Origin of the sequence: Bradyrhizobium zhengyangense, from assembly GCF_022012435.1 — a bacterium.
Taxonomy (GTDB): domain Bacteria; phylum Pseudomonadota; class Alphaproteobacteria; order Rhizobiales; family Xanthobacteraceae; genus Bradyrhizobium; species Bradyrhizobium zhengyangense.
Map to the genome: position 1 here is coordinate 1 of NZ_JAKLUA010000053.1, position 11,309 is coordinate 11,309.

General features: G+C 59.1%; 8 protein-coding genes, 4 pseudogenes and 1 other annotated feature. Of the genes and pseudogenes, 5 read left to right on the top strand and 7 right to left on the bottom strand.

Annotated elements, in window-relative coordinates:
- Positions 1-441: 441 nt before the first annotated feature.
- The 3 genes and pseudogenes from L6637_RS41745 to istB form a co-directional block, all read left to right on the top strand.
- A protein-coding gene (locus tag L6637_RS41745) for an IS630 family transposase (RefSeq protein ID WP_237874387.1) occupies positions 442-1,393 on the top strand; the annotation gives its coding sequence in 2 pieces (ribosomal slippage) (positions 442-782 and positions 781-1,393; 954 coding nt in all).
- A gap of 16 nt (positions 1,394-1,409) precedes the next feature.
- A pseudogene (locus tag L6637_RS41750) lies at positions 1,410-1,727 on the top strand (IS21 family transposase); the annotation flags it as partial.
- An 11-nt stretch (positions 1,728-1,738) separates the two neighbouring features.
- Positions 1,739-2,464 (top strand): annotated as a pseudogene (istB, locus tag L6637_RS41755) (IS21-like element helper ATPase IstB); the annotation flags it as partial.
- Between the two features lie 797 nt (positions 2,465-3,261).
- On the opposite strand, the gene L6637_RS41760 reads toward istB, so the two are convergent.
- Positions 3,262-3,465 carry a hypothetical protein gene (locus tag L6637_RS41760; protein WP_237874388.1) on the bottom strand — a complete coding sequence of 68 codons (204 nt, stop codon included), beginning with the start codon at positions 3,463-3,465 and terminating at the stop codon, positions 3,262-3,264.
- A gap of 24 nt (positions 3,466-3,489) precedes the next feature.
- Between L6637_RS41760 and L6637_RS42995 the strand changes: the two genes are divergently transcribed.
- On the top strand, positions 3,490-3,639 hold the full coding sequence (locus L6637_RS42995; RefSeq protein ID WP_377803226.1) for a hypothetical protein: 150 nt from the start codon (positions 3,490-3,492) through the stop codon (positions 3,637-3,639).
- A 19-nt stretch (positions 3,640-3,658) separates the two neighbouring features.
- Here L6637_RS42995 and L6637_RS43000 read toward each other — a convergent pair whose 3' ends face one another.
- The 4 genes and pseudogenes from L6637_RS43000 to L6637_RS41775 form a co-directional block, all read right to left on the bottom strand.
- Positions 3,659-3,913, bottom strand: a complete 255-nt coding sequence (locus L6637_RS43000; protein WP_377803225.1) for an acyl carrier protein — start codon at positions 3,911-3,913, stop codon at positions 3,659-3,661.
- Positions 3,914-3,929: 16 nt separating this feature from the next.
- Positions 3,930-5,675 carry an acyl-CoA dehydrogenase family protein gene (locus tag L6637_RS41765; RefSeq protein WP_237874389.1) on the bottom strand — a complete coding sequence of 582 codons (1,746 nt, stop codon included), beginning with the start codon at positions 5,673-5,675 and terminating at the stop codon, positions 3,930-3,932.
- The gene (locus tag L6637_RS41770) at positions 5,662-7,455 is read right to left on the bottom strand and encodes a fatty acyl-AMP ligase (RefSeq protein ID WP_237874391.1); all 1,794 of its coding nucleotides are present in this window, start codon (positions 7,453-7,455) and stop codon (positions 5,662-5,664) included. Before L6637_RS41770 ends, L6637_RS41765 begins: the two co-directional genes overlap by 14 nt.
- Before the next feature lie 320 nt (positions 7,456-7,775).
- Positions 7,776-8,015: pseudogene (locus L6637_RS41775) on the bottom strand (transposase); the annotation flags it as partial.
- A gap of 90 nt (positions 8,016-8,105) precedes the next feature.
- Here L6637_RS41775 and L6637_RS41780 point away from each other — a divergent pair.
- Positions 8,106-8,809, top strand: a pseudogene (locus L6637_RS41780) (IS3 family transposase); the annotation flags it as partial.
- Positions 8,390-8,506: a sequence feature (AL1L pseudoknot), on the top strand. It overlaps the preceding pseudogene by 117 nt.
- A 42-nt stretch (positions 8,810-8,851) precedes the next feature.
- Here L6637_RS41780 and L6637_RS41785 read toward each other — a convergent pair.
- Together L6637_RS41785 and tnpC are read right to left on the bottom strand one after the other, a co-directional pair.
- Entirely contained in the window at positions 8,852-9,454 is a 603-nt protein-coding gene (locus tag L6637_RS41785; RefSeq protein WP_237874393.1) for a plasmid pRiA4b ORF-3 family protein, read from the bottom strand.
- Complete coding sequence (gene tnpC / locus L6637_RS41790) at positions 9,451-11,016, bottom strand: IS66 family transposase (protein WP_237874395.1); 1,566 nt, start codon at positions 11,014-11,016, stop codon at positions 9,451-9,453. Before tnpC ends, L6637_RS41785 begins: the two co-directional genes overlap by 4 nt.
- Positions 11,017-11,309: the final 293 nt, after the last annotated feature.

The window sequence follows — 11,309 nt, forward strand, 5'->3', positions numbered from 1 at the left end:
GCGGTCGACGCACTGAATGACGCCTTAGCCGCCGCCACTGGCGGGCTATCGGTCTGACGGTACTTCATGTAGAGCCTCATCTGGTGATCTGTGATGTGTCGGCCGGGCACGCGAGTGATTCCTCTTGGCGGAAGAACCACTTGCATAACCCCGCCGGCCGCGATCACCAGTCGGCGCGGTCCCTTGCGGATCGCACCGACGCTGGGCTCGTAACTCCGGTCGGGCTACGCCCTCCCTACGTCACGAGCCCAGCGAAACTCTCTCGCTGCGCATCAACGCGTGAGCGGTAACCACAAGCACACAACCGTACCGGAGCACATGGCCTCCAGTCATCGGCGCTATGCCGGCTAGAGCATTTTCCAACCTGACGGAATCGGAAGGGATTCCCTTCGGAAGCAAATTGTGATTCACCCTGAGGGCTGGTGATGGAGGCCAGCCCCCATGGCTAAACCGCTCTCGCCGGACCTTCGCCTTCGCATTATTCGGGCTGTGGAGGATGAAGGCATGAGCTGTCGGGGCGCCGCCGGCCGGTTCGGCGTAGCGCCATCGACAGCGATTGAACTGGTTAGCGAGTGGCGAAGCACCGGCGCCTGTGAGGCGGGAGCGCAGGGCGGAGACCGGCGTTCAGCTCGGATCGAGGGGCACGCTGCGGAGATCCTCTCCCTGGTCAAGGCTACGCCTGACATGACGCTGGCCGAGATCGCAGACCATCTCCTCAAAGTCCACGGCGAGCGTTTCGTCCCGAGCGTGGTCTGGCGATTCTTCGATCGTCGCAACATCACGTTCAAAAAAAACGTCGCACGCCAGCGAGCAGGATCGGCCGGACGTGGCCGCTGAACGCGCGGCGTGGAAGGCATCTCAGCCTGAGATCGGCATCCATCGGTTGGTGTTCATCGACGAGACGGGAGCCTCGACCAAGATGGCCCGTCGCTATGGCCGTTCGCCGTACGGCCAGCGCTGTGTTGCAGCGCTGCCGCATGGGCATTGGAAGACGACGACCTTCGTCGGCGCTCTCAGAGCGACCGGGATGACCGCACCGATGGTCCTTGACGGCCCCATGGATGGTCCGGCGTTCGAGGCCTACGTGACGCAAGTCCTCGTGCCGACACTCAGGCCTGGCGACATCGTGGTGATGGACAATCTCGCAGCACACAAGCGGGCCGAGGTCGGCATCGCAATCGACGCGGCGGGCGCCCAGCTCCGCTATCTGCCGCCTTATTCGCCCGACCTCAATCCGATCGAAATGGCATTCGCAAAGCTCAAAGCTGCCCTTCGAAAGGCCGCAGCCAGATCGATCGAGGCTTTGGACAACGCGATCGCCCTCGCCCTGGCCGCCTTCACCGCCCAAGAGTGCCTGAACTTCTTCGCCGCGGCAGGTTATGATCGTGTCTGATCAGAATCTGCTCTAGACCATCGAGCGCATCCGCAAGGATGCGGCCACGATCGGGCCGGCCACCGCGGCGCTGTGCGATCTGATCCTGGATGAACGCACACACCCCGAGCAGGGCTTCCGCGCCTGCCTCGGCATTATCCGACTGGCCCGCTCCTACGGGCAAGAGCGGCTCGATGCCGCCGCCATGCGGGCGATCGATATCGGCGCGCGCACTTACGGTTCGGTCAAATCGATCCTCGCCAACAATCTTGATCGGCGTCCTTCACCCAAGCGCTCCGCGGACGACGCGCCGATCCTCCATCCCAACATCCGCGGGCCGCGCTACTACAATTAGGAGATCACGCCTTGCTCACCCATCCGACCCTCGATCAGCTCCATCAGCTCGGCCCTCACGGCATGGCCAGGGCTTTGCCGACATCGAAGCCGGCGGCGAGGCCGCAAGCCTCGGCCACGCCGAATGGCTTGCGCTGCTGCTCGAACGCGAAGCCTCGCTGCGACGCGACAAGCGACTGTCGAAGCGGCTTCAATATGCCAAGCTGCGCCAGCATGCCTGCGTCGAGGACATCGACTACCGCACTCCGCGCGGCCTCGACCGCAGCCTCTTGACGATGCTGGTCGAAGGCCAATGGATCGCCGACCACGCCAATCTTTTGATCTGTGGCCCGTCCGGCGTCGGCAAGAGCTGGCTCGCCTCGGCGCTCGGCAACAAAGCCTGCCGCGACAATCGCTCCGTGCTCTATCAGCGCGTCCCGCGACTGTTCAGCGATCTGGCCTTGGCGCGCGGTGACGGCCGCCACCCCCGCCTGCTGCGCGCGCTCGGCCGCGTCGATCTCCTCATCCTCGACGACTGGGGCCGCGAACCGCTCGACGCCGCGGCCCGCCACGACCTCCTGGAGATCCTCGAGGACCGCTACGGCCACCGCTCCACCATCGTCACCAGCCAGCTTCCCGTCGATCAATGGCACGCGCTGATCCGTGGTCGCCACCGCGATCCTCGACCGGCTCCTGCATCACAGCCACGTGCTGATGATCCGCGGCGACAGCTACCGGCTCCGGGCCAAGCGCAAAAGCGGCCTCATCAAGACGCCGACCGCCGGTGACGGCCCTGCGGTCGGCTCCGCCTCCCTACGGCCCGTCACCGGCGGAAACAACCTTCAACCGAGATCATAATCCCGATGGTGGGGGCAGCTCTTCATAACGCAAAGGGGGCAGTTCCGGAAGGCGTTTGACACTCGTATCGCGTTCGTTGACCAACGTGCAAATCGGCGCGCTGACCCGCGTCTACGAGGTTGAGCGGCTTTGATGCCGCTGGTGCTTTTTTCTACAGACAGTCGAGCCGTCCTTCGGTCGCGTCGCGATAGTATGCCCGTTCGATTTTGCCGCCTCAAGTAAGCGGATGCGCATCCTGAGCGCTTCCACCTCGGCCAACAGCTTGTGCACGGGCAGATGCGGCTGCGCGAATTGCCGTCCGCGGGAGAGACCAGTTGAGCTTTTCACTTGTGCGCTCCTTTTCGTCCGGCCCGCAACAGTTGATTGCAGAGGTGAACACACGTAATTGATCTAGGTCAATAAATGGGATGGTCACCTGAAAGAAAATGGAAAGGTGACCTGAAAAATGCTTGGCGATCAACGGCAGCCGCACAGGGATTGCCTTCGGAAATCCTATGAAAAAATATGATGGAACCACCGTTAAGGCTTGGGCCGGCGACAACCAATGGAGAGCGTGCCGAGCCGACTTGGCGCGCTTCAAGGCGCACGGATATAGCGGCTGGGGGTCGGAAGGGTTTTGGGCTCTTGCAATGCATCGACTTCAAAGAGTCGTTCGAGCAAAACGCCCTCGACTGATATTTGCTCCTCTAGGCGTCGTCCTAAATGTTGTGCGGAAGCTCATGAAGATGATCACGAACATAGAGATAGATGTCGACGCCCAAATCGGCCCCGGCACCCTTATTCCTCATCAGGGCCCGATCCACATTCAGCGAGGCACTAAAATCGGCGCGGACTGCGCGATTTTTCATTCTTGCACAATAGGTGCCGGGTTTCGACCGGGAGCCGCTATTATTGGAGATCACGTCACGATCTCCTGCGGTGCAAGTGTGATCGGGCAAGTCAAAATAGGTGACCGAGCTGTTATTGGAGCCAATTCTTTGGTCATCGCTGATGTTCCTGAAGGGTATACGGCCGTCGGGGTCCCTGCGAGGATGTTTCCGCCCAGTCGGGAGGTGGACAACCCTCGCGGAGTTTAACTGGAAAATCTTGAACGGACTATTGAGGTAGGTTCACAGACAAGAATGCCACGCACCGGTTTACCGTTGGATAGTCCCACAATAACGTCGGAGGCAACTCAATGCCAAGCGCCTCCTCAAGCTCCATAACGAGTGTGACTGCATCGACCGAGTCCAAGGCATATCGGGAGAACGGTTCGTCTGGATCTACATCCGTCGGCTCAATATTTAATGCGCTACACAATCGATCGATCATCCAACCTCGAAGCGCTGCCTGATTCTTGAACCCTGCCATTTGAGTCCCTCGACGTTTATGCCAGCGCGGAAGCAGAAATCGAAAACGCCTCTTTCTCTCTATGGCGTCTCAAGAGCTCCGCGAGCAGGCTCGCGTCCGGCTCCTGCGCAGTATTGATTTCCGACTGACCCAAGTGAGCGGAAAGAATTCTTGCCAGTGCTGGGACTAGCCACCTGCCTTCGGAAAAGAACGACCTATCCGTTCCGGTTTGCCATACCCAGGTGTGCAAGCAGGCTGCGGCTGCATGAAGCTCACAGTATCGTTTTGCGCTCTGAAACGCCTTGGCAGACTGGAGATGTCCGTGCTCGAACTCAGATTGAGAAAATTCCGCCTGATATTCTTCGATTTCTTCCCGCAGCACGTTCGCTATCGATCGGATCCGGTTTAGTTCCTTGTGATCGATGCCTGCATCGCCTGTCATCTCTAAGTGCTGCAATGTGGTCTCGATGCAGTCCAGCGCACTGTTTCCCTTGGTACTCACTAGGCTTAGGCGGCCGGGCTCGAAACGCGGAAGTGGTCCATGGTAATCAAAGACGCGTTTGAGTACGTCTAGATCGTCAGCCCCTTTTTGGCGCCGTCTGGCGAGCGTTCGCAGTTGTAGTATAATATTGTGAAGATTGACCACGGTATTTCCGTCGAAGACGGACACGATTGAACAGTCACGCTGTATCCTTTGAAAAACGCCCCACTCATGCTCCTCACGCATGTAGTATCGCGCGCTCAGAATTACAGAAAGATCTCCAATCATTCTCTCGATTGTTGTCGGTACGAAATATTTTGCAACTGCCGACCATATGCTGGCCTGCTCCGGGACCAAATGGAAGGCGCGAAGACATGATACAGCTACGCAGTCGCAAATGAGCAAGTCTAAGAAAGCATTGGTCAGGACAAGCGAGGCATGCGGCATATCAACGACCCGCTCATTGTAGAGTCGTCGGCCCAGTGCGAATTCAACCGTTGTTCTCAGCGCGGTGTCGCCCGCACCGAGCGAGAAGGCTGCGCATAACGCTCGCGTAATCTGGAACCCCTTCAACCCGATCTCTAGCCCCATGCCGATCTCGCCGAGCAGGTTGTCGGCATCGATGCGGCACCTTTCGAATCTCAGGCCACTGATATCGGAGCCGCGAATGCCAAGCGTCGGAACTTTGGGTAAATTTGAGAATTCCTTTGCGTTGAGTCGGCGCTTATCGATCATGAATAGTGACAGACCACGGGGTCCTGCAGATGGATCTGTGGTCGCCAAAAGAAAGCAAAGTTCTCCGATTGTCGCACGGTTGATTGGCCACTTCTCGCCGGTGATTTCGAAACCACCTGGGATCCGGCTTGCCGAGGTCTCGCTGGCCAACAGATCGCTCCCATGGTGCTTCTCGGAGTAAGCAAGACACATCGCTCCGTTTTGACGCATGATGTAATCAGCAAGCCAACGCTTCTGCTCGTCAGTGCCCGCGATCCAGGTGAGGAACGACCAGAATAGAGTTGAAAATGAAATCGAGGAGGTAAGGTCGCGCCGTGAAAGAGTTCTGATCAACTCGGCGAGTACTGGAAATGACTTGAATGAACCGCCGAGCTGTTCTGGAACGAATTGGCGGCCGAAGCCCTGTTCATAGAGCCATGCAATCGCCTCTTTAGGGAAACGCTCGCTTTCGTCGATTTTCGATGCGTACGCGAAGGACAGAGGGTTTTCGGCATCCCTGGGGTCCTTGAGCAGGTCTTCCGCGAACTCGGCAAGACGTCGACGAGCTGACGTTTCAAACCGGGGCATTGTTGTCCACCTTTGGCAGAGGGCCTTCGCTTAGTATGAACAACCGGGCGAGTGATCCGTTAAGAAGGCCCATGCGGCAAGTGCCGCGCTGTATTTTCCCGCTTGAGGTTTTGGGAGTGGTTCCCCTTTTTGCGAGAATTACAGCATATGCTCTGATTTCAAACTCTAGTGCGATGCTTTCTCGGATGTTGACCGCGACATCAATTGGCGAAATGCCCGGCGGAAACTCCTTCCCGTTAAGTTCTTGAAAAATAGCGAGACGCTCTTCATCGTCAACCGTCAAGGAAAAGGCCGCACCCTCGCCGAATTCCACGAGCGGATGACTTCGCTGCGCGGCCCACTCGATATCTTGAGGGGCATAGTTCGAGCCACGAATGATGATGAGATCCTTCAAGCGTCCACAAACGAAGAGATGACCGTCGCGTAGGAAGCCCAGATCGCCAGTTCGCAACCAGGGACCGCTCCCGTCGATCAGATGCGCACCAAAGATGGCCGTCGTCCGAGGTTGGTCGTTCCAATAGCCAGCCGCCACAGACTTACTGGATACCCAGATCTCTCCTACCTCGTTTTCCGAACATTTGGCTCTAGTTTCAGGATGGACTATGGAAACTCGGGTCTCTCTGACCAACTGACCACAGCTCACCAATCTTCGCGTGTTGCCTGCGGGGCGACTGGAGACAGTAACCTGCCCGCGCCACAAAGCGTCTGCATCAAGCTCTAGGATTTCCGGCCCTGAACAGCCCTGGGTCGACGAGACCAGAAGCGTCGCTTCAGCTAAGCCGTAAGCAGGCGCAAACGACTCCCTCCGAAATCCGGCGGCCTTGAACCTGCCAGCGAAGTCGTCGATCACTTGGGGATTTATTGGCTCAGCCGCGTTTCCTGCGGAGTTCCAACTTGTGAGATCGAGAGCAGAAAGCTCATCATCGCGAATCCGCCGAAGACAATGGCTGTAGGCAAAATTCGGCCCTTGGGAATGGGTTGCGCGATAATTGGTAATCGCCGCCAGCCAATTCGAAGGGCGCTTGAGGAATGAAAGCGGTGACATGAAATAGCACGGATCGCCGCTATAGAGTGGCTGCAGAAGACCCTGGACAAGTCCATAGTCATGGAAGTGTGGCATCCACGTAACGGTCGCACCTCTTCCGTAACCGCAAGTATAATGCAGCACCTTCAGATGATGCATCAGATTCCTGTGGCTGACTGCTACTCCAGAAGGAGCCGAAGTAGAGCCCGAGGTATACTGCAGATAGGCAGGCAAGTCAGGATCGATCAGCTCGTCACCCAGATCATGGGATGATTGATCGATGCAGTTGTCAGTGGTCACCCACGGAATCTTCTTGAAATCCCAAGACAGATTATCAGCCCCAGCCCAAAGGGCCTCGGTCTTGCGAGTCGTAAGAACAATTCTGGCCTGTGCGTCCTCGGCAATCGCCCTTAGGCGCGGAATTGATCGTCGCAGATTCCAAGCTTCTGGCGCGGGAACGGGGATGGCAACAACGTTTCTGCAAAGGCATGCTAGAAACGAAGACAGGAAATCCCCACCAGGAGGATAGACCAGGAGTGCGCGCGCGCCGCCGGCATCAAGCGCCTTCAACTGTCTACCCACTCGCGCGGCCTGGCGATTGAGCTCAGCGTAGCTCCATTGGTTAGTTGGAGTGGTCCCGACGAGAAATGCATAGGCGAGATCGTGTGGCCGATGCAGGGCTCTTTCTTCCAGAAGTTCTCGGAACGTCTGCAATTGATGCACCTTATTGAGCAAAATATCGATGACAATCGGCAAAGCTGCCGACAGTCTCGTTGATCTAGATCAATACGTACGAAAAAGGATGCCAACGGGGCTGCGCGCCTGCTCCTCGAGCCAAGGACGCGGGCTTGATCGAGAGTCCTGACTCAAAGCTTTGAGACGACGCGCCTTGCCGTTGCAGTCATCACGTCGATGCGGACGGCTGATCGAGCGATTGTCCGAAGGAACAGTTTTTCTCTTTCGGCTAACGCGAAAGCGAAAGAGCAATGATTTCAATGCCGGCAAACCTGCCAAGTGGCAATGATACGAGCAGGCCCCATCGCCTAGAACTCGACGTCATCGAAACGAGGCTCTTCGTTTTGGTCGGATACGGTCACGTGCGGCTCGATCCCGTGCTCGTAAGCCAACCAGCCGAGCATCTCGGCCGAGCCATAGCCGCGGTCGCCGAGGAGCCGGGTGGGGTAAAGGTCGAACCGTTCAAGCGAGCGCTCAATCATGCGCTTGGCAGCCAACACCTCCGCCTGCCGGATTGCCGTCGTTGCCTCGACGTCGACGATGATCGCGTTCTCGACGTCTACCAGGTAGTTCGTCGAGTACCAAAGCAATAGCCAATCAAGAGTATCCGTATCATCAGCTTGAACCGCCCCGGGTTTGCCGGAGGCTCCAACTCCTGAGAGGATGGAGCCATGACAAGCAAGACGACGAACAAGTTTTTCCCCGAGGTCCGGGCCCGAGCGGTTCGGATGGTTCTGGATCACGCGAGCGAGCACCCTTCGCGCTGGGCGGCAGTGACCTCGATCGCGGCCAAGATCGGCTGCACGCCGCAGACCCTGCATGACTGGGTCAAGAAAGCGGAGATCGACAGCGGACAGCGCGCCGGCGTTCCAACCGACACGGCCGAGAAGCTGAAGGCGCTGGAACGGGGGAACCGCGAGCTTCGGCAGGCCAACGAGATACTGCGCAAGGCTAGCGCCTATTTTGCGATGGCGGAGCTCGATCGCCGGTCCAAGCCATGATCGCCTTCATCGACGATCATCGTGGGGCGCATGGGGTCGAGCCGATCTGCAAGGTCCTGCGGATCGCCCCCTCGACCTACCACGCCCATGCCGCCAAGAGGCGCGATCCGGCTAAGCTGTCGGCGCGCGCCAGGCAGGATGCCAAGCTCAAGATCGAGGTCCGGCGGGTGTTCGATCAGAACTTCTCCGTCTACGGCGTGCGCAAGGTCTGGTGGCAGCTCAAGCGCGAAGGTTTTGACGTTGCCCGTTGCACAGTGTCGCGATTGATGCGGGATATGGGTTTGCAAGGGGTTGTCCGCGGCAAATCCGTCAAGACCACGATCAGCGACAAGGCCGCGCCATGCCCGCTGGATCACGTCAACCGCCAGTTCAAGGGTAAGCGTAGCTCTGCGGCCCCTTTGAACGGCGCTTGACGGCTATTTTGAGCGCGTGGTGCGTCGCCGAGGCTTCCATATTTCCGACAATGCATTGACGGCGGCCTTGAGCGCCTTCCGGTCGACGACGTTGGGATCGAACTGCTCGGGGCCCCAGAGGCGCATTTGTTCGTGCTCCGGATGGGTGGGGTCGCTGATGGCGTCTAGGTATTCGGCATAGCCTGACGCACCGCCGACATCTTCCGGAGGACAACGACCGGCGGCCTCGAGCAAGAGGGGAAGTCCCTCCGTTGTCGTGTTGTCGAACCACTTTTCAATCTTGATCACGTGATCCCAGCTGTCGCCGAAGTCGTAGAGATAATGGATAGTCTTGGCGCCGGTCTCTTGAACGATATTGGAGAGCCGCGTCTTGCGGGCATCGATGGGCTGAGGGTCAAAATCTCCATCGGGATCAGGGATACCCCAACGGCCGTCGCCGGCCAGGAACTCGAAGAGATGGCTATTCGTCCAGCCAAACGCCGCCTGAAGCGTCAGATGCAGCCGATCAAGGCGCAGGGTGATGGGTACGACAAGACACCGCATCACCTCCGGTTTCACGTCCTTGAGGGTTACCCTGATCCGGACGGCGGTCGTGTTAAGGCTCATGCTGCCAGTCTCGGATCGAGCGCATGCATCGTGTAGGTCGATGCCCAGGGAAGCAGTTCGTCCAGTCGCGCCGCAGCCCAGCCATTGACGAGCTTGGCGAGAACGTCAGCAAGCCAGTGCTCGGCACTGACGCCATTGAGCTTGCAGGTCTCAATGAGCGAAGCCAGCAATGCCCAATTCTCGGCGCCCTCGTCGCAGCCGGCAAAAAGGGAGTTCTTGGCGTTGAGCTTGATCGGCCGCATCGCTCGCTCGACCGCATTGGTATCCATCTCGATGCGCCCGTCATCAAGGTACAGCGTCAGGCCGTTCCAATGCCGCAGCGCATAGCGCAAAGCCTTCGCCGTGTCGCTCTTCTGTGCAAGGTGATCAAGCTTGGCCTCAAACCACTGCTTCAAGGCTGCAGCCAGAGGCCTGGCATGCGCCTGCCTGCCGGCGTGGCGCTCGTCCGCAGATCGGCCGCGGAGAGCCTTCTCGACCGCATAAAGCTGGGCGATACGCTCCAGAGCCTCGCGGGCAACCGGAGCTGGCGCTGGCGCCACCTCCCGTTCGATCTTCACAAACTGCCGCCGCAGATGCGACCAGCAGAAGGCGAGCGTCCCGGACAGGGCATCCGCACGCGTCTCTCGGGTCATGGTCTTGTAGGCCTGATAGCCGTCGCAATGGATGATGCCGCGATAGCCCTCAAGCAGCCGCAAGCCATGAACGGCGCCGCGGCCCGGTGCATAGGCATAGACCACTCCAGGTGGATCAGGCCCGGCCCAGGGCCTGTCGTCGCGCGACAGCGCCCAGAAGTAGCCGGTTTTCGTTCTGTCGCGGCCCGGGTCCAACACCGGCGCCGGGGTCTCATCGACGCAGAGCTTCGAGGAGGCGAGCAGAAGCTGGCGCAGCCGATGCCACAACGGCTTCAGTTCCTGGGCGGCATAGCCGACCCAGAAGGCGAGCGTGGAACGGTCCAGCGCTATTCCGTGCGTCGCCAGCATCTGCGCCTGGCGGTAAAGCGGCAAATGCCAATGATACTTCGCGTCGATCACATGCGCGACCAGCCGCTCGGTGGGCAATCCTCCCCTGATCAGTCGCTCGGGAGCAGCATGCTGGAGGACGACGCCATGACAGGCGCGGCAGGCGAGCTTGGGCCGGCGGGTGACGATGACGCGATACTGCGCCGGAACGACGTCAAGCCTCTGGCTCTCATCCCGACCAATCTCAAAGAGGTCGCCCGCACAAGACGGGCAACAGGTCTCGGCCGGCATCAGGGTTTCCATGATGCGCGGCAAATGCTCCGGCAGCTGACCACGGTTGGTTCTGCGCTCGGCCGTCCTCTTCTCGCAAATTCTGGGATTGGCGCGATCCTCGGTGCCTTCGAGAGCTGCGACGGCTCCTTCGATGTCCTCCAGAACAAGCTGTAGCTGATCAGCGTCGAGCTTTTCCGAGGATCGACCGAACTGCGCATCTTTCTCAAGCTTGAGTAACCGCTCGAGCCTGGCGCAGCGATCCAGCAGAGCCGCGGCAAAGACACGCAACTCGGCTGGATCGCTCGGCAGCTCATCGGGCAAATCACTCATTGGCCCGAGCTTGCCATGCTTCGCGCCGTGATGCAGCGAAGATTTGTATTTTTACGCAAGCGCTTTCGGTTGCGGGATTCGAGGCGCGTGCATGCGTGTCCAATCCATGCCGGCCAGAAGCGCTGACAACTGGGCGGCATTCATCCGCATCACGCCGGCTACGATGGGTGGCCATCCAAGGATCGCCCGGCTCCTAATCGTCAACTGTGCTGGTTACTTCGTAAGCATCCGGTGAGGACCGCGTAGCGGTCACTCAGGCAGCCTGATTGGCTTGCTTGTTCCGGTCACGCCAA

Coding starts and splice junctions, on each gene's coding strand:
- tnpC (WP_237874395.1), bottom strand. CDS start 11,016: ATGAGTGATTTGCCCGATGAGCTGCCGAGCGATCCAGCCGAGTTGCGT.
- L6637_RS41785 (WP_237874393.1), bottom strand. CDS start 9,454: ATGAGCCTTAACACGACCGCCGTCCGGATCAGGGTAACCCTCAAGGAC.
- L6637_RS43000 (WP_377803225.1), bottom strand. CDS start 3,913: ATGGCAGGGTTCAAGAATCAGGCAGCGCTTCGAGGTTGGATGATCGAT.
- L6637_RS41765 (WP_237874389.1), bottom strand. CDS start 5,675: ATGCCCCGGTTTGAAACGTCAGCTCGTCGACGTCTTGCCGAGTTCGCG.